Origin of the sequence: Streptomyces sp. NPDC046759, from assembly GCF_040645475.1 — a bacterium.
Classification (GTDB): Bacteria; Actinomycetota; Actinomycetes; order Streptomycetales; family Streptomycetaceae; genus Streptomyces.
In genome coordinates, this window is record NZ_JBEYYJ010000034.1 from 47,403 (window position 1) to 64,868 (window position 17,466).

Below are 17,466 nucleotides of genomic sequence, written 5' to 3' on the forward strand. Positions count from 1 at the left end.
AACCCCATGAGCGACACTTCCCCCTACGGCTTCGAGCTTGTGCGGCGTGGGTACGACCGCGCTCAGGTGGACGAACGTATCTCCAAGCTCGTCTCCGACCGTGACAGCGCTCTCGCCCGCATCACCGCCCTGGAGAAGCGCATCGAGGAGCTCCACCTCGAGACGCAGAACGCCCAGGCCCAGGTCACCGACGCCGAGCCGTCGTACGCGGGTCTCGGCGCGCGGGTCGAGAAGATCCTGCGCCTGGCCGAGGAAGAGGCCAAGGAACTGCGTGAGGAGGCCCGGCGGGCGGCCGAGCAGCACCGCGACCTCGCCGAGTCGGCGGCCCAGCAGGTCCGCAACGACGCCGAGTCCTACGCCGCGGAGCGCAAGGCCAAGGCCGAGGACGAGGGCGTCCGGATCGTCGAGAAGGCGAAGGGCGAGGCCGCCCAGCTGCGCAGCGAGGCGCAGAAGGACGCGCAGTCCAAGCGCGAGGAGGCCGATGCCCTCTTCGAGGAGACCCGCGCCAAGGCCGCGCAGGCCGCAGCCGACTTCGAGACGAACCTCGCCAAGCGCCGCGAGCAGTCCGAGCGCGACCTGGCCTCGCGTCAGCAGAAGGCCGAGAAGCGCCTCGCCGAGATCGAGCACCGCGCCGAGCAGCTCCGTCTGGAGGCGGAGAAGCTGCGCACCGACGCCGAGCGCCGCGCCCGCCAGACGGTGGAGACGGCCCAGCGTCAGGCCGAGGACATCGTGGCCGACGCCAACGCCAAGGCCGACCGCATCCGGTCGGAATCCGAGCGCGAGCTGGCGGCCCTCACCAACCGCCGCGACAGCATCAACGCCCAGCTGACCAACGTCCGCGAGATGCTGGCCACGCTGACCGGTGCCGCGGTGGCCGCGGCCGGCACGTCCACCGACGACGAGCCGATCTCCCGCGGCGTTCCGGCGCAGCAGTCCCGGTAACCGCCCGCAGGTCACGGTGAAGGCCCGCATTCCCCCCGGGGAGTGCGGGCCTTCGCCATGCCGCTACCGGAACGCCGGCAGGTTGCGCGCGACCCACGCGCCGAAGGGGGCGGCCGGGCGGCGCAGGACGGCCGTGACGTCGGGGCCGGTCCTCCGCTCGGCCGGAAGCGGTGCACCGAGGACGTCGAGCGTGCCGCTGACGGCCTCCTCCGGCATGAACCGGCTCATGTGGGCGTGCGCGTCCTCGCGGGAGAGTTCCACGAAGGCCACCTCCTCCCCCAGCGCCTCGGAGATGACCGCGGCCTGCCCGCGCGGGCTGATCGGCTCGGGGCCGGTCAGCTCGTAGGCGCGGCCCGCGTGTCCGTCCTCGCGCAGTACGGCCGCGGCGACCGCGGCGACGTCCGCGGGGTCGATCACGGGCAGTGCCACGTCCCCGAAGGGGGCGAAAACCGTGCGCCGGGTGCGCACCGACTCGGCCCAGGCGAGCGCGTTGGAGGCGAAAGCCCCGGGACGCAGGACGGTGCAGCTGTGCCCGGATGTGCGCACCGCCGCCTCGAACTCACGCAGCCGGGCGTGCGAGGGCGCCGCCGGGCGGGTGGCGCCGACCTGCGAGGAGAGCAGAACGACCTGCTCGACGCCGGCGTCCGTGACCGCCTCCAGAAGGGCGTCCGGGCTCTCGCCCCGGCTGTTGAGCTCCCCGCCCAGCAGGAGGAACAGGGCCCGGGCTCCCCGGAGCGCGACCCGCATGCTCCGCGCGTCCCCGACGTCGGCCCTGGCCCACCGGACGCCTGCCGTGGCGTGTGCGGGCTGTGGGCGCCGCGAGACCGCCACCACCTCCTCCCCCGCCTCGGCCAGCAGCTCCACCAGCACCCGCCCGACGTTGCCGGTCGCACCCGTCACCGTGATCATCGCGAACCCCCGTAGTGAGTTAGTTGACTGACTTGTAAGTTACCACGCACCCGCCGGGGGCTGTCTATAGTCAGTTGGGTGACCAACTCAGTGAATCGGCGGGCGCGGGCCTCGCAGAAGCGCCGGCGGCTCACGGCGGCCGCGGCCCGGGTCCTGCACGAGCAAGGGGTCGAGCGCACCACCCTCGCCGACATCGCGCGCGAGGCCGAGGTCCCCGTCGGCAACGTCTACTACTACTTCAAGACCAAGGACGAGCTGGTGCGGGCGGCACTCGGTGAGCACAGCGCGCAGCTGGACGACCTCACCGGCCGGCTGGACCGGCTGCCCGGCCCGCGCGAGCGCCTCAGAGCGCTGGTCGAGGCCTGGGTCGAGCAGCGCGACGTCGCCGCCCGCTACGGCTGCCCGACCGGCACCCTGACCGTGGAACTCGACAAGCGCGCCGACGGCACCCTCGACGCGGAGGCCGGCGCGGTGATCCGGCAGCTGCTGGACTGGGCCGGACGCCAGTTCCGCGAGCTGGGCCTCGCCGAACCCGACGACCTGGCCCTCACCCTCGTCTCCGCCTACCAGGGCATGTCCCTGCTGGCCAACGCCCTGCGCGACCCGGACGTCATGACCCGCCAGGGAGCCCGCCTGCTGCGCTGGCTCGACTCCCTCCGGGCGCCGGAGAGCAGCCACTGACCCGGCGCACGGCGTCCGGCGGTCCGGCGAGGCGTCCGGCGCACGGCATCCGGCGGCCACGGCTCAAGTGGCACGGGCCCGGCGGCCGTCCTAGCGTGGCCGCATGATCCAGCTGGAGGGGCTGACCAAGCGGTACGGCGACAAGGTGGCCGTCGACGGGCTCACCTTCGCGGTCGGGCCCGGCATCGTGACCGGCTTCCTCGGGCCCAACGGCGCGGGGAAGTCCACGACCATGCGGATGATCCTCGGGCTCGACCACCCCACCGCCGGCGACGTCCGCATCGACGGGCGGCACTACGACCAGCTGAAGGACCCGCTGACGTACGTCGGCGCGCTGCTGGACGCCAAGGCCGTGCACGGCGGGCGCAGCGCCTTCAACCACCTGCTGTGCCTCGCGCAGAGCAACGGGATCCCGACCCACCGGGTCGCGGAGGTCCTGGAGACCGTCGGGCTAACCGCCGTGGCACGGAAGAAGGCCAAGGGATTCTCGTACGGCATGGGGCAGCGGCTCGGGATCGCCGCGGCGCTGCTCGGCGACCCGCGGATCCTGATGTTCGACGAGCCGGCGAACGGGCTCGACCCCGAAGGCATCCACTGGATCCGGAACCTGATGAAATCGCTGGCCGCGCAGGGCCGGACGGTGTTCGTGTCCAGTCACCTGATGAGCGAGATGGCGCTGACCGCCGACCATCTCGTCGTCATCGGGCAGGGACGGCTGCTCGCGGACACCTCCATGGCCGACTTCATCCGCCAGAACGCGCGGTCGTACGTCCGCATCCGCTCGCCCCAGCGCGAGCGGCTGCTCGACGTGCTGCACGGGGACGGGATCACCGTCGTGGAGGCGGGCTCGGCCGCGCTGGAGGTGGAGGGCGGCAAGGCCGAGCGGATCGGCGAGCTGGCGGCGCGGCACGGGATCGTGCTGCACGAGCTGAGCCCGCAGCAGGCCTCGCTGGAGGAGGCGTTCATGCGGCTGACGGCCCAGGCGGTGGAGTACCACGCGCGTGCCGGGCCGGAGCCGGCCGCACAGGAGTGGGGCGCCGGCTGGAAGGAGCGTGCGGGATGACGGCCGTCCGGGTCATCCGGTCCGAGTGGACCAAGATCCGGTCGGTGGCGTCCACGGTGTGGACGCTGTCGCTGGCCGCGGTGGTCACGATCGCCCTCGGGATGCTCATCTCCGCGCTGTCGAGGAACCAGTACGACTCGATGCCGGTGCAGGACCGACTGTCGTTCGATCCGACGTACGTGTCCTTCACGGGCATGAGCCTCGGCCAGCTCGCCATGATCGTGTTCGGCGTGCTGGTCGTCTCCAACGAGTACAGCACCGGCATGATCCGGGCCTCGCTGGCCGCCGTACCGCGGCGCGTCACCTTCCTGTTCAGCAAGATCGCGGTGGCCGCCGCGCTCGCCCTGGTGGTCGCGATGGCCACGAGCTTCGCGGCGTTCTTCCTCGGCCAGGCGATTCTCGGCGCGCACCGGGCACAGATCGGCGACCCGGGGGTGCTGCGCGCGGTGTTCGGGGGCGGGCTGTACATGACGCTCATCGCGATGTTCTCCATGGGCGTCGCCGCGATGCTGCGCTCACCCATGCTCTCGCTCGGCATCCTGATGCCGTTCTTCTTCCTGATCTCCGACGTCCTCGGCAACGTGGACGCCACGAAGAGGATCGGCCGCTTCCTGCCGGACCAGGCGGGCAGCCGGATCATGCAGGTGGTCGCGAAGGCCGACGACACCCCGTACGGGCCCTGGGGCGGGCTCGGCATCATGGTGCTGTGGGTGATCGCCGCGCTCGCCGGGGGGTACCTCCTGCTCAAACGCAGGGACGCCCAGTAGACCCGTCTGTGACCCACAGTACGGTTCTGGCTTTACTTTCCCTTGGGTGGAACCGTCAGCGCCTCGATATCCTCCTAACCCTTACGGGGGCGTGTGCCCCGCTGTCCTGAACCTTTCGATGGGTGCGGAGCATGATCGAGGCTGTCGGCCTGACCAAGCGCTACGGCGACAAGACCGCCGTCTACAACCTTTCCTTCCAGGTGCGGCCGGGAGCCGTCACCGGCTTCCTCGGGCCGAACGGCTCGGGCAAGTCGACGACGATGCGGATGATCCTCGGGCTGGACAACCCCACCTCCGGCTCGGTGACGATCGGCGGCTACCCGTACCGCAAACTGCCCAACGCCCCCCGCCAGGTCGGCGCGCTGCTCGATGCCAAGGCCGTGCACGGCGGGCGGACGGCCCGCAACCACCTGCTGAGCCTCGCCCAGCTGTCGGGCATCCCGGCCCGCCGCGTGGACGAGGTGCTGGGCGTGGTCGGCCTGCAGGACGTGGCGAGGAAGCGCTCGAAGGGGTTCTCGCTCGGCATGGGCCAGCGCCTCGGCATCGCCGCCGCGCTGCTCGGCGACCCGCAGGTGCTGCTGTTCGACGAGCCGGTCAACGGCCTCGACCCCGAGGGCATCCTCTGGGTCCGCAACCTGATGAGGGCCCTCGCCGCGGAGGGCCGTACGGTCTTCGTCTCCTCGCACCTGATGAGCGAGATGGCGCTGACCGCCGACCACCTCATCGTCATCGGGCGCGGCCAGCTGCTCGCCGACATGAGCGTGAAGGACTTCATCTCGGCCAACTCCGCCGACTTCGCCCGGGTGCGCACCCCCGACGGCGAGCCGCAGCTGCGCGAGAAGCTCGGCACCACGCTCGCCGAGGCGGGCGGCCATGTGCTGCCGGAACAGGACGGCGCGCTGCGCGTCACCGGGCTGCCGCTGCCCCGGATCAGCGACCTCGCGCACGAGGCGGGCGTCCGGCTCTGGGAGCTGTCGCCGCACCAGGCCTCGCTGGAGGAGGCGTACATGCGGATGACGCAGGGCGCGGTGGACTACCGCTCGACCGTCGACCAGAAGGCGGGCCTGCAGCAGCCGCTGCCGCCGGGCGCGCAGCCGCCCATGCCGGTGCCCGGCCAGGGCCAGCCCGGCTGGTACGCCCCGCCGCCGCCCGAGCAGAGCGGCCGGCCGTTCGCGATGCCCCAGGCGCCCGCGGGCCCGTACGGCGGCCAGGGCGCGCCCGGCGCGGACGCCGCCAACCCGTACGCCCAGCCGGCCCCTCAGGCCCCTCAGGCGCAGCCGGCCCCGCAGGACCGGACGGCGATCCTGACCCCGCAGGCGCAGCCGGCCGCTCCGGCCCCGCGGGACCGGCCCGCGCCCCCCGCCGCGGCCCCGGCCGCGCCGCAGCAGGAGCCCGCCGCCGCTTCCCCGGCCGTCACCTCCGCCCCCGCCGACCCGACCAAGCCCGAGGACGCACGATGAGCACCCACCAGCCTCCGATGCCGCAGGCCCCCGCCGCGCCCCACTGGCAGGCGGCGCCCGGCGGCTCGTACCCCGGTTACACCTCGCCGATCCCGGTCGTGCGCACCCACCTCGGGCACGCGCTGGCCTCCGAGTGGACGAAGATCAAGTCGGTGCGCTCGACGATGTGGACGCTCGGCGTCTTCGTGCTGCTCGCCCTCGGCATCGGCCTGCTCTCCGCCTCGGTGGTCGCGTCCGACTCCGGGTCGACGTCCCTGTCGGACCAGAACCCGCTGCAGTTCGGCTTCTTCGGCCTGCTTCTCGGCAGCATGTGCATCATCACGCTCGGCGTGCTGACCACGGCCTCGGAGTACGGCACCGGCATGATCCGCACGACGATGACCGCCTGTCCGAGCCGGGCCCGGGTGCTCGCCGCCAAATCCATCGTCTTCTTCTGCGTCGCCTTCGTGGTGACCCTGGCCACGTCCGGTTTCATGGCCATGGTCCACGCGTCCATGCTGGGCGGCGTCGGCGGTGCCCGCACGCCCTCCGCCGGGGACTGGCTCAAGGCGACCGTCGGCATCAGCCTCTACCTCGCGCTGCTCGGCCTGTTCTCGCTGCTGATCGGCTCGATCATCCGGCACTCCGCGGGCGCCATCACCATCATGATCGGAGCCGTGCTGGCGCCACTGGTGATCGCGCTGTTCATGGTCTCCAACTCCCTGTCCAAGGTCCGGGAATGGCTGCTGGAGTACTCCATCCCGAGCCAGATGAGCTGTTTCTACGACAACGCCATCAGCACGTCCGGCCCGACGGGCTGGGACCCGCTGTTGATCATGCTGGGGCTCACGGCCGCCGCGTTCGCCGGCGCCTACGTGCTCCTTCAGCGGCGGGACGTCTGAGAGCCGAGGCCCTTCCACGAGCCGGCGTAGCGGCCGGCTTCAGAATTTCGGCGCGTTACGGGACCGCTGCACCCGCGTGGTGCGGCGGTCCTTCGCGTTCCAGCACGCCTTGTGCCAGTGGCGGCGGTCGTCGACGCCCGCGTACTCCGGCCAGGCCACCACGTGCGGGACGCCGGAGTGGATCAACTGGTCGCAGCCCGGGCAGCGGTAGGTCTTGCCCTGCGCGCTCGCCCCGGCAACATGGCGCACGCTCCACTCCTCGCCGTGCCAGCTCTCGGTCGACTGCCAGCCGCCGTACCGGCCGACGGGGTCGTCCTCGGCGCTGCGGCCCGACGATCCGGCGGCATTCGGTCGGTTGCGACGCGGGGACACGGGACACCTCTCGGGGCTATACAGGAAGCACGGTTGCATCCAGCCTACGCGCCACCGCGAGGGGTACGCGTACGGAACCGAATCGCACAAGTCCCCCTCCAGGGCGACCCATTCTGCAGACAATCCGCAAATCTCCCCGCCAGGCCGTGTCCTGGGCACGTGTCAGACGGTTATGCCGAGTGGGGGAGCTCCGGGTCGGAGCCAAGGAAGCAGGAAATGCGATGTACGTAGGAAGTTTTGTGCTGGGCGCCCAGTTCCCGGGTCAGGGCCCCGGGGAGGCCCTGCACCGGGCGGTCCGCTCGGCGGAGGTCGCCGAGCAGGCCGGGCTGGACGCCGTGTGGCTGGCGGAGCACCACTTCGTGCCGTACGGCACATGTCCGTCCGCCGTCACCCTGGCCGCCCTGCTGCTCGGCCGCACCCGGCGCATCCGGGTCGGCACGGCGGTCAGCGTACTGCCCACCGCCCACCCCGTCGCCCTCGGCGAGCAGGCCGCGCTGCTGCACCTGACGAGCGGCGGACGGTTCACGCTGGGCGTGGGCCGCGGCGGACCCTGGGTGGACCTGGAGGTCTTCGGCGCGGGCCTCGCGGCGTACGAACACGGATTCCCGGAGTCGCTCGATCTGCTGCTGCGCTGGCTGCGCGAGCCGCGGGTGTCGGCGGCCGGGGAGCGGTACCGATTCCGCGAGGTGCCGGTCGTACCCCGCCCGTCGGAGGCCCTGACGGAGACCCCGGGACCCGAGGTCGTCGTCGCCTGTACCTCCCCGGCGAGTGTGCGGCTGGCCGCCGAGCGCGGGCTGCCGATGCTGCTCGGCATGCACGTCGGGGACGAGGAGAAGGCCGAGATGGTCGCCCTGTGGCGGCGCTGCGCCCGTGCGGCGGGCCGGCCGGCCGAGGAGATCGCGGGCGCCGCGCACGTCTCGGCCGGGGTGTGCCAGCTCGCGGACCGGCGCACGGACGCGGCGGAGACCCTGATGAAGGCGATGCCGGGCTGGCTGAAGCAGGGGCTCGAGGCGCATGTGACGGTCGACGGACGGGTGCGCTCGATGCGCGACCCGCACGCCTACACCGAACTGCTCTGCGGCCTGCACCCGGTCGGCACCCCGCGGCTCGCCGCGGACCGGCTCGCGGCCACTTCGGAACGCACCGGCATCTCCCGCTTCGCCCTCCTGACGGAGGGCTCGGGCGATCTCGCCGCGACGGAGGAGAACCTGCGCCGGCTGGGCTCCGAGGTGCTGACGCAGTTGCGCTGAGGCGCCCGCCGACTCACCGGCCACCGTGGGGGCTTGCCGCCCCAGTACTGAATGCACCTCCTGCGGATGGAGCGGCAAGCAAGCGGCTCTCCGGGTCTGCCGTACCGGGGCTGCCCGTCAGCAGTCCCGAAGCTCCGGCGACTGGTTGAGCAACTGGCTGCGCACCGAGGTGAAGCGGGCCAGCGTGGCGTCCCCCGAGGGGTCGAGCGGGAACACCGCCACCCGGTGGCAGTTCTGGAAGGCCAGCCGCACACCGAAGTGCCGCTGCAGGGCGCCGCGGATGGCGTCACTCGCGAGCGCACGCAGCAGCTGGCCGCGTGCCTGCTCGTCCGGCGGAGGCGTCTGGTTGTCGGCGAACGCTCCGCCGTCGACCTTCAGCTGAGCCACCAGGGAGCTGATCATCTCCCATGCGTAGGGCAGGGAGGTCCGGACGCAGTCGACGAATGCTGCTTCGTCGACCTCGCCTCGCTCGGCCTGTTCGAGTAGGGCCGGTGAGACGTCGAGCGACATGGGTACTCCTCTCGCACCCCCGCGGAGCAGGGGTTGCCGGACAGGTAAGGGGAGTTCGCTATTTCGAACACGCTCAGTACACATATCGCGACCTCCCGTTCCCTACGGTAGGCAACGGTAGGTGACCGCACCAGCAGAATGCGTATATGGAACGGTCCCGTTACGGGCACAATCGGCCAGGGATGAACAAGAGTTTCCAGGGATAAATGGGACGATCGATCGGGAGCGGGGCGGGCGGATCGCGCGCACCTCGGGCGGTCGAGTAGCGTTGCGGACCATGCGTCTCGTCATTGCCCGATGCTCGGTCGACTACGCCGGCCGGCTCACCGCCCACCTGCCCTCGGCGCCCCGCCTGATCCTGGTCAAGGCGGACGGCAGCGTCTCCATCCACGCCGACGACCGGGCCTACAAGCCCCTCAACTGGATGTCGCCGCCCTGCACGCTGAAGGAGGGCACGGGCGAGGACGAGGGCGTGTGGACCGTCGTCAACAAGACGGGCGAGAAACTGATCATCACGATGGAGGAGATCCTCCACGACTCCTCGCACGAACTCGGCGTCGACCCCGGCCTGATCAAGGACGGCGTGGAAGCGCACCTGCAGGAACTCCTCGCCGACCGCATCGAGACGCTGGGCGACGGCTACACCCTCGTCCGCCGCGAGTACATGACGGCCATCGGCCCGGTGGACATCCTGTGCCGGGACGCGGACGGCGGGACGGTCGCGGTCGAGATCAAACGCCGCGGCGAGATCGACGGCGTCGAGCAACTCACGCGCTACCTCGAGCTGTTGAACCGCGATCCCCACCTGGCCCCGGTCCGCGGCGTCTTCGCCGCCCAGGAGATCAAGCCCCAGGCCCGCGTCCTCGCCACCGACCGCGGCATCGACTGCCAGATCCTCGACTACGACGCACTGCGCGGCATCGAGGACGACAAGCTCCGCCTGTTCTAGTCCTGAGACCGGAAAGGTCTGCCGGAAAGCTCACGGCGTCCGGTGGTGGGGGCACCTCCCACGCCCTTCAGGCAGTGGGGGAGCCGCGCAAGGCGCAGCATCGTCCGCGTACGGGATGTACTGGGGTGATGCGACAACGCGGCGAGGTGCCGTGCCGGGCGTCGCGAGCCGGTGCACCTGTCCGGTCGCAGCACTGGCGGCACCCGCCCCGGCGCGGACCGGCGGTGCCGACCGGGCCCCGGGCCCGTGGAGCACCGCCGGACAGCCTCACATCACCGTGCCCGCGGACTGCGACGGGCTACCCGAACCGTTCGGCGTCGCGGACCCGATCACCGAACTCTGCGGCGTCGTGGGCCCGCTCGCCGAGTCCGTCGTGGACGGCGTCGTACCGCTCGACTCGCTTGAACTGGGCGGCGGGGTCGGCGTGCTGGAGCTCGGCGACGGCGAGGACGATGTGCTACCCGACGGGGTCGGCTTCGTCGGGCTCGGTGAACCCGGCTCGGTCGGTTTCGACCTGGACGGCTTCGGGGAGGTGGATCCGCTGCCCGTGCCGTGGCTGTGACTCGTCCCGGCCGCAGGCGTCGTGGCCGCCGGCGGCGTAGGACCGGCCGTCGTGCCGTCGGGGCCCTGATGCGTGGGCCGGGTGGCGGTCGGCAGCGCACCGGTGCCCGCCGCGGGGTCCTTCTTGGGGTCGGCGCCGAGGGAGCCGTCGTCCGTGCCCTGGCTCGCCGAAGGGTTGACGTCGACCTTGCCGGCCGGGTTCTTGTCGGCGTTCTCGTTGGACGTCATGCCGAGCGTGACGACCGTGCCGAGCACGGCGGCGAGCAGCGCCCCCGAGCCGACCGCGACCAGGTTGCGGCGGGCCAGCCGGCGGAAACCCGCGCCGCGCGCCGGGGAGGCCAAAGTGGCCGGGAACCGCTGCGTGACCAGGGGATCGCCGAGCGGCGCGTACGGCGGCGGCGCCGACTCCTCGTGCCGTACCTCCGGCGGCTCCTCCCCCGCCGCCGCCGTGAACCCGGGCACCTCACCCGAGCGGTCGGCGACCAGCGCCAGGGCCCGGCGCCCGGCGACGGTGCCCCGCTTGTCGGCGAGCGCCCCACGCAGCCCGATGGACGCCTCCAACTCGGCGCGGGCCCGGTCGAGCTGGCCGGAACAGAGCGCCAGGACACCCAACTCGTGGTGGAAATAGGCTTGTTCGGCTACCTCACCGGCGAGCCGGGAGGCCTCGGTGCCGGACCGCAAGGCCCGCTCCCAGGCGCCCCAGTGCAGCCCGGCGGCGAAGGCGGGCGCGGCCGTACGGGCCAGCCGCACCGCGCAGCTCTCCTCCCCTTCGGCGGACGGAGCCGACTGCGGAACGATCGCGGCGAGCGCGGCCAGCACCGCGTCGGCCTCCGCGCCCACTCGCTCCGGGGTGACCGAGGGATGCCCGGCCCACCAGGCGTAGTGCTCGGCGGCGGCCAGCGCCTGGGCCGGGGCTCCGTCACCGTACCCGGCAGCCTCCAGCTGGGTCTGCACACCTGCCGCGAGGCGGTAGCGGGCTCCCACGGGGGAGACCAGTCCGCAGCTCGCCAGCTCACCGAGGGCGGCGTCGGCGTGCGTGTCGCCGATCAACGCCGGCAGGTGCGCCTGGTGCGGCACCTCACCACCGAGGGCGACGGCGAAGCGCAGGGTGGCGCGGGCGGAGGCGCTGAGCCGGGAGGCGAGCAGCGGGGCGGGCGCGGCGGCCTCCCCGAGCGAGGGCAGCGGGACCTGGTCCTCCAGCTCGGCCGGAAGGTCCGCGGGCAGCCGCACGTCCGGCCGTACGTCCTCGAAGACGCCGTACTCGTCGACCGCACCGGCACCGGCGCGCAGCTCGTCGCGCTGCCGCAGCAGGGCGCCGGCCTGGACGAACCGCAGCGGCAGGCCCTCGGACTCGAACCACAGGTCGCCGGCCCAGTTGGCCTCCTCCTCGGTGAGGACGCGGCCGACGGCCCGCTCCAGGATCTCCACGCCCGCGGCGCGGTCGAGGCCGCCGAGGAAGACCTCCTCGACCGCGGACCCCTCGGACGGCGCGGGCACCTCGGGGGTGGCGCCGAGCAGGAACGCGCACTCGGGGGTGGCGTCGAGCAGTTCGTCGAGGGCGGCGCCGCCGAACTCGATGTCGTCCAGGACGACGACCGCCCCGATCACCCCGACCAGTTCGCGTAGTTCGCCCGGTTCGGGGCGGAACTCAGGGGCGTCGTAGACGGCACGGAAGAGATCGTGCAGGAGGTCGGTGGTGGTGCGGTGGAAACCGGTGAGCCGGACCACTCCGTCGGGCGCGAGGTCCAGGCAGTCCTCGGCGACCAGGTCGAGCAGCGCGGTCCGGCCGGAGCCGCCGGGTCCGGTGAGCCGCACGGAGCGGCCGCGGGCCAGCAGCCGGACCAGACGCTCGCGTTCGTCCTGGCGTTCCAGCAGGGAGAGCGCCGGCCGGGCGGGGCCGGCCGGCACGGGAGGCCGGCCGGTCCGCTCCGCCTCGGCGCGCTCCGCGGCGGTGCGCCTGCGGGGCCGCTGCGGCAGCTGAGCCGGCGGGCAGGGTTCTATCTCGCTGCCGTCGACGGGATTCACGGTCAGCAGCAGATCGCCGGAGACGAGCTGCGCCGTTCGCGCGGGCACGGGCATGGGCGCGCCCTGGCTCTGGCCGAAGTCGGAGGTGCGGGACTCCCGGGGCTGGCGGCGGCTGTGCGCCTGGCCGTGCTCCTCGGTTCCCGGGTTGATCGGGTCCATAGGTTCAAGCCCCCCAAAAGCGTCGTGTGACCGTGATTCGGCCCCTCCCGGCCTTGTCGCACACCGCTCGTCGCTTCTGGTCCGGGCCCGCTCGGTCGAGGGTTGCGAGGCAGCGGGCGACCGAACACTAAACCTTGGCTCAGTATCTCCGACAGGGCGGGGTGCCGGGTGGTCCGAGACGTCACAGTCCGGTGAGGATTGCCCCCGACGTGCGCTTGGGCGGCTGTGCCCGGGTCTCACCGGCCGCAGCGGTCCGCGCCCGGCTCACACCCGTACACCCCTCACACATGCGGCAGCGGCTCGACTCCGATGCCACCCTCGATGGCGAGGATGCGGTGCAGCCGGGTGGCCACCAGCAGTCGCTGCATCTGCGGCGGCACCGCGCGCAGCACCAGACGGCGGCCGCAGCGGCCGGCCCGCCGGTGGGCCCCCATGATCACACCGAGTCCGGTGGCGTCCCAGGAGTCCAGCTCGGACAGGTCGAGCACGAGATCGCCGACACCGCCGTCGACGGCCGAGTGCAGGGCCGTACGGGCGTCCGCCGCGCTGCGGACGTCGAGGCGGCCCCCGACGACCAGCTCGGCGTGGTCGCCCCTGATGTACATATGCGCTCCCCGTTGAGTGCGGTTGGCGTACTCCGTGACGTTGCAACGTCTGACTGTGCGAGTGGCGGTGCGGTTGCTGTTTGTAAGCGAACCGATACCGAATTCACCCCTGGGGGTGATACTCCCGGGGGTGAGATCCGGCGGATTCCCGTAGGGGAGGTGCTCAGTACTTGTAGAAGCCCTGCCCGCTCTTGCGGCCGATGTCACCGGCGTCCACCATCCGGCGCATCAGCTCCGGCGGGGCGAACTTCTCGTCCTGGGACTCGGTGTAGATGTTGCCGGTGGCGTGCAGCAGGATGTCCACGCCGGTGAGGTCGGCGGTGGCGAGCGGGCCCATGGCGTGACCGAAGCCCAGCTTGCAGGCGAGGTCGATGTCCTCGGCCGTCGCGACGCCGGACTCGTAGAGCTTGGTCGCCTCCACCACCAGGGCGGAGATGAGCCGGGTGGTCACGAATCCGGCCACGTCCCGGTTGACGACGATGCAGGTCTTGCCGACGGACTCGGCGAACTCCCGTGCGGTGGCGAGCGTTTCGTCGCTGGTCTTGTAGCCGCGGACCAGCTCGACGAGCTGCATCATCGGCACCGGCGAGAAGAAGTGGACGCCGACGACTCGGTCGGGGCGCTCGGTGACCGCCGCGATCTTGGTGATCGGGATGGCCGAGGTGTTGGAGGCGAGGACGGTCTCCGGGCGCACGATCTTGTCGAGCGCGCGGAAGATCTCGTGCTTCACCTCCAGCTTCTCGAAGACGGCCTCGACCACGACGTCCGCGTCGACGGCGGCGTCCAGGTCGGTGGTCGCGGTGATGCGGGCGAGGGCGGCGTCGGCGGCCTGCGCCTCCAGCTTCCCCTTGCTCACGAACTTGTCGTACGAGGCCTTGATGCCGTCGGTGCCACGCTTCAGCGCCGCGTCGGTGACATCGCGCAGTACGACGTCCCAGCCCGCCTGCGCGGCGACCTGAGCGATCCCGGACCCCATGAGACCGGCCCCGATGACGGCGAGCTTCCGTGCCACTGACGACTCCCTCGAATGCGCTCCAAGTCTGCTTCTCCGGCGGACCTTAGCGCTCCGGCGGCGCTGGGTGAGGGGTTAGTAACGCGTGTCACGGTCTCAGAGGGTGAGACACCCGTCACGTCCCGTTCGAAGGCCTCGGCACTCCCCCCGCCGGCGGATCCGACGGGATCCCGGCCGCGCCGGCCGCGGCGCCAATTCCTCGTGAAGTCGCCCTGGTTGGCGCTCCACGGGTCGGCCGGCGCCCCACGCTTCCCGCCCGGCGGCACCCTCAGGCCGCTCCCCGGACGGCGTAGTTCAGGACCCGTTCGCTCAACAGGTCCTCCATGTCGTCGAGGAGGACGAGCACCTCTCGGGATACTTCGCGCGGTTCGCGCCCCTTGAGCATCTCGCGGCCGATGACCGCGATGACCGTTCCGTGGACCCAGCCGATCTGGCCCGCCATCAGGTGGGGCAGTTCGTCGTCGTCGGACGCGCCCGTCTCCTGGCGCAGGACCTGCTCGAGCTGGGCCTGCACCTCCTGGGCGAGGGCCCAGAGGCGGGAGCGCAGGGCGGGGGCCTCCTCGACGACCCGCATGAAGGCGGCGTAGCCGGGCAGCAGGCCGACCCGGGGGGAGACCGCCTCGACCTCCTCGCGCAGCTCGCGGATGACCGCGGCGGCGGCCGACTCGCCCTCGGGACGGCCCCGGACCCAGCGGGCCAGGCGGTCGATCATCCCGGCGGAGCGGTCGAAGAAGAGGTCTTCCTTGGTGGGGAAGTAGTTGTAGACGGTGTTGACGGAGACGTTGGCCGCCTCGGCGATCTCCGCGACCGTGACCGCGTCGAAGCCGCGCTCGACGAACAGGCCCGTGGCGACGTCCGAGATGTACTGCCGGGTCTGCCGCTTCTTCCGCTCCCTGAGCCCCTCTGCCATGCCCACGATCCTAACTTCGCTGGGCACCCTCGAACTTTGCCGTCGATGAAAACTTGGTGTCATTGCAAAAATTCAGGGAGTCTGTTTTTCTGTCGGCATGGCAGTAGTCATCAGCGCGGCGGGACTCGCCCGCACCTTCCAGACCAAGACCGGCCCAGTGGAGGCCGTGCGCGGTGTCGATCTCGCCGTCCGGCAGGGCGAGATCCTCGGCTTCCTCGGACCGAACGGCGCCGGCAAGACGACCACCCTGCGCATGCTCACCACCCTGCTGAGGCCGACCGGCGGCGCGGCCACCGTCGCGGGGCACGATCTGGCGACGGATCCGTCGGGGGTGCGAGCGGTGAGCGGGTACGTCGCCCAGTCCGGCGGCGTCGATCCGCAGATCACCGTGCGGGAGGAACTGGTCACCCAGGGCCGGATGTACCGCCTGCCGAAGGCCGAGGCGGTCGAGCGCGCGCAGGAGCTGGCCCGCGAACTGGGTCTCACCGCGTTCCTCGACCGCAGGGCCGGGGCGCTCTCCGGGGGCCGGCGGCGCCGGCTGGACATCGCGATGGCGCTCACCCACCGGCCGAAGGTGCTGTTCCTGGACGAGCCGACGACCGGCCTCGACCCGGGCAGCCGCGCCGACCTGTGGGACCTGGTCCGGCGGCTGCGCGACGAACACGGCACTACCGTCTTCCTGACCACTCACTACCTGGACGAGGCCGACGCCCTCGCCGACCGCCTGGTGATCGTGGACCGGGGCACGGTCGCCGCCGAGGGCACGCCGAGCGCGCTGAAGCTGGCGCACGGCGGCTCGATCGACGCCACCCTCCAGGACACCTTCCTCGCCATCACCGGCCGCGGACCGGCCCCGGCCGACTCCGCCCCCCTGGCCGTATGAGCCGCGCACCACACAGAGGAACAGAGGAACAGAGGAACAGAGAGATGCTTCTCCACGACACGGCCCTGGTCTACGGCCGCTATCTGCGCCAGTCGCTGCGCTCGCGCCTCGCCCTGCTCTTCGGGGTGCTCACGCCGCTGCTCTACCTGCTGCTCTTCGGCCCGCTGCTCACCGATCTGCCGCTCGGCGGCACGGGGAGTTCCTGGCAGGTGCTCGTCCCCGGTCTGCTGCTCCAACTCGGCCTGTTCGGGGCCCTGTTCGCCGGGTTCACGGTCATCGTCGAGAAGGGTCAGGGGGTGGTGGAGCGGATGCGGGTGACGCCGGTCAGCCGGCTCGCCCTGCTGCTCGGCCGGGTGCTGCGCGACGCCACGGTCCTCGTGTTCCAGGCGGTGCTGCTGGTGCTGGCCGCGCTGGTGATGGGTCTGCGCGCACCGTTCGCCGGTGTCCTGATCGGCTTCGTCTTCGTCGCCCTGCTGGCCCTGTCGCTGGCGTCGCTGTCGTACGCGCTCGGCATGAAGGTCCGCACCCCGCAGGAGTTCGGGCCGCTGATCAACATGGTGTCGATGCCGTCGATGCTGCTGTCCGGCCTGATGCTCCCGATGACTCTCGCCCCGACCTGGCTGGACGTGCTGTCGCACTTCGTCCCGTTCCGCTATCTGGTGGACGCGGTGCGCGACGCGTACGTCGGCCACTACGGGAGTGCGCACATGCTCTACGGCGTCCTCGCCGCCGTCGGCTTCGCGGCGACGTCGGTGACGGTGGGCACACGTGTGTTCCGGACGGCCGGGGCGTAACTAGGCTGGCCGCATGGTCAATCTGACGCGTATCTACACCAGGACCGGTGACAAGGGCACCACCAACCTCGGTGACATGAGCCGGGTGCCCAAGACGGACCTCAGGATCTCCGCGTACGCGGACGCCAACGAGGCCAACGCGGTGATCGGCACCGCGATCGCGCTGGGCGGCCTGGACGCGGAGGTCGTCAAGGTCCTCACGCGCGTCCAGAACGACCTGTTCGACGTGGGTGCCGACCTGTCGACGCCGGTGGTGGAGAATCCCGAGTTCCCGGCGCTGAGGGTGGAGCAGTTCTACGTCGACAAGCTGGAGGCGGACTGCGACCGCTTCAACGAGCAGCTGGAGAAGCTGCGCTCCTTCATCCTGCCCGGCGGCACCCCGGGCGCGGCCCTCCTCCACCAGGCCTGCACGGTCGTACGCCGGGCCGAGCGCTCCACCTGGGCAGCCCTGGAGGCGCACGGCGACACCATGAACCCGCTCACGGCGACGTATCTCAACCGGCTGTCCGACCTGCTGTTCATCCTGGCTCGAGTGGCCAACCGGGACGTGGGCGACGTGCTGTGGGTCCCCGGCGGGGAACGCGACTGAAACACCCTCCCGGCCGGGGGTCCGGGGGTTGTCCCCCGGGACATGCAGCATCCTGGCTCGAGTGGCCAACCGGGACGTGGGCGACGTGCTGTGGGTCCCCGGCGGGGAACGCGACTGAAACACCCTCCCGGCCGGGGGTCCGGG

At 71.8% G+C, this 17,466-nt stretch carries 18 protein-coding genes; 11 read left to right on the forward strand and 7 right to left on the reverse strand.

What is annotated here, in order from left to right:
• The first annotated feature begins 6 nt into the window (after positions 1–6).
• Positions 7–942 (forward strand): cellulose-binding protein, encoded by a 936-nt coding sequence (locus ABZ919_RS34440; RefSeq protein ID WP_361255839.1) that lies wholly within the window; start codon positions 7–9, stop codon positions 940–942.
• Between the two features lie 63 nt (positions 943–1,005).
• On the opposite strand, the gene ABZ919_RS34445 is transcribed toward ABZ919_RS34440, so the two are convergent.
• The gene (locus ABZ919_RS34445) at positions 1,006–1,851 is read right to left on the reverse strand and encodes an NAD(P)H-binding protein (RefSeq protein ID WP_361255842.1); all 846 of its coding nucleotides are present in this window, start codon (positions 1,849–1,851) and stop codon (positions 1,006–1,008) included.
• A 78-nt stretch (positions 1,852–1,929) separates the two neighbouring features.
• On the opposite strand from ABZ919_RS34445, the gene ABZ919_RS34450 reads away from it, so the two are divergent.
• From ABZ919_RS34450 to ABZ919_RS34470, 5 genes are all read left to right on the forward strand, one after another.
• Complete coding sequence (locus tag ABZ919_RS34450; protein WP_361255845.1) at positions 1,930–2,532, forward strand: TetR/AcrR family transcriptional regulator; 603 nt, start codon at positions 1,930–1,932, stop codon at positions 2,530–2,532.
• A 103-nt stretch (positions 2,533–2,635) separates the two neighbouring features.
• Positions 2,636–3,595 (forward strand): ATP-binding cassette domain-containing protein, encoded by a 960-nt coding sequence (locus tag ABZ919_RS34455; protein WP_361255848.1) that lies wholly within the window; start codon positions 2,636–2,638, stop codon positions 3,593–3,595.
• The gene (locus tag ABZ919_RS34460) at positions 3,592–4,362 is read left to right on the forward strand and encodes an ABC transporter permease (RefSeq protein ID WP_361255851.1); all 771 of its coding nucleotides are present in this window, start codon (positions 3,592–3,594) and stop codon (positions 4,360–4,362) included. The genes ABZ919_RS34455 and ABZ919_RS34460 overlap by 4 nt, the downstream gene beginning before the upstream one ends.
• Positions 4,363–4,493: 131 nt before the next feature.
• Positions 4,494–5,822: an ATP-binding cassette domain-containing protein gene (locus ABZ919_RS34465; RefSeq protein WP_361255854.1), complete on the forward strand. Its 1,329-nt coding sequence runs from the start codon at positions 4,494–4,496 to the stop codon at positions 5,820–5,822.
• The gene (locus tag ABZ919_RS34470; protein ID WP_361255856.1) at positions 5,819–6,703 is read left to right on the forward strand and encodes an ABC transporter permease subunit; all 885 of its coding nucleotides are present in this window, start codon (positions 5,819–5,821) and stop codon (positions 6,701–6,703) included. The genes ABZ919_RS34465 and ABZ919_RS34470 overlap by 4 nt, the downstream gene beginning before the upstream one ends.
• Before the next feature lie 39 nt (positions 6,704–6,742).
• On the opposite strand, the gene ABZ919_RS34475 is transcribed toward ABZ919_RS34470, so the two are convergent.
• Positions 6,743–7,075, reverse strand: a complete 333-nt coding sequence (locus ABZ919_RS34475) for an ATP/GTP-binding protein (RefSeq protein ID WP_361255859.1) — start codon at positions 7,073–7,075, stop codon at positions 6,743–6,745.
• Positions 7,076–7,296: 221 nt separating this feature from the next.
• Between ABZ919_RS34475 and ABZ919_RS34480 the strand changes: the two genes are divergently transcribed.
• Positions 7,297–8,325, forward strand: coding sequence for an LLM class flavin-dependent oxidoreductase (locus tag ABZ919_RS34480; protein ID WP_361255861.1), 1,029 nt, complete (start codon positions 7,297–7,299; stop codon positions 8,323–8,325).
• 117 nt (positions 8,326–8,442) lie between these two features.
• Here the strand turns inward: ABZ919_RS34480 and ABZ919_RS34485 are convergent, their stop codons facing one another.
• Entirely contained in the window at positions 8,443–8,835 is a 393-nt protein-coding gene (locus ABZ919_RS34485; protein WP_361255864.1) for an SCO5389 family protein, read from the reverse strand.
• 277 nt (positions 8,836–9,112) lie between these two features.
• On the opposite strand from ABZ919_RS34485, the gene nucS reads away from it, so the two are divergent.
• Entirely contained in the window at positions 9,113–9,784 is a 672-nt protein-coding gene (gene nucS, locus ABZ919_RS34490) for an endonuclease NucS (RefSeq protein WP_361255867.1), read from the forward strand.
• A 267-nt stretch (positions 9,785–10,051) separates the two neighbouring features.
• Here nucS and ABZ919_RS34495 read toward each other — a convergent pair whose 3' ends face one another.
• From ABZ919_RS34495 to ABZ919_RS34510, 4 genes are all read right to left on the reverse strand, one after another.
• A complete protein-coding gene (locus ABZ919_RS34495; protein ID WP_361255869.1) occupies positions 10,052–12,529 on the reverse strand; it encodes an ATP-binding protein in 2,478 nt (825 codons plus the stop codon).
• 281 nt (positions 12,530–12,810) lie between these two features.
• Positions 12,811–13,134, reverse strand: coding sequence for an STAS domain-containing protein (locus tag ABZ919_RS34500; protein ID WP_361255871.1), 324 nt, complete (start codon positions 13,132–13,134; stop codon positions 12,811–12,813).
• A gap of 163 nt (positions 13,135–13,297) precedes the next feature.
• A complete protein-coding gene (locus ABZ919_RS34505) occupies positions 13,298–14,146 on the reverse strand; it encodes a 3-hydroxyacyl-CoA dehydrogenase family protein (RefSeq protein WP_361255873.1) in 849 nt (282 codons plus the stop codon).
• 268 nt (positions 14,147–14,414) lie between these two features.
• The gene (locus ABZ919_RS34510) at positions 14,415–15,056 is read right to left on the reverse strand and encodes a TetR/AcrR family transcriptional regulator (protein ID WP_361255876.1); all 642 of its coding nucleotides are present in this window, start codon (positions 15,054–15,056) and stop codon (positions 14,415–14,417) included.
• A gap of 97 nt (positions 15,057–15,153) precedes the next feature.
• Here ABZ919_RS34510 and ABZ919_RS34515 point away from each other — a divergent pair, with 97 nt between their 5' ends.
• Genes ABZ919_RS34515 through ABZ919_RS34525 form a run of 3 tightly spaced genes read left to right on the forward strand, consistent with a single transcriptional unit; the run spans position 15,154 to position 17,322 of the window.
• Positions 15,154–15,939: an ATP-binding cassette domain-containing protein gene (locus ABZ919_RS34515; RefSeq protein WP_361255879.1), complete on the forward strand. Its 786-nt coding sequence runs from the start codon at positions 15,154–15,156 to the stop codon at positions 15,937–15,939.
• Positions 15,940–15,983: 44 nt separating this feature from the next.
• On the forward strand, positions 15,984–16,733 hold the full coding sequence (locus ABZ919_RS34520) for an ABC transporter permease (RefSeq protein WP_361255882.1): 750 nt from the start codon (positions 15,984–15,986) through the stop codon (positions 16,731–16,733).
• 13 nt (positions 16,734–16,746) lie between these two features.
• On the forward strand, positions 16,747–17,322 hold the full coding sequence (locus ABZ919_RS34525; protein ID WP_361255884.1) for a cob(I)yrinic acid a,c-diamide adenosyltransferase: 576 nt from the start codon (positions 16,747–16,749) through the stop codon (positions 17,320–17,322).
• The last annotated feature ends 144 nt before the right edge of the window (positions 17,323–17,466 follow it).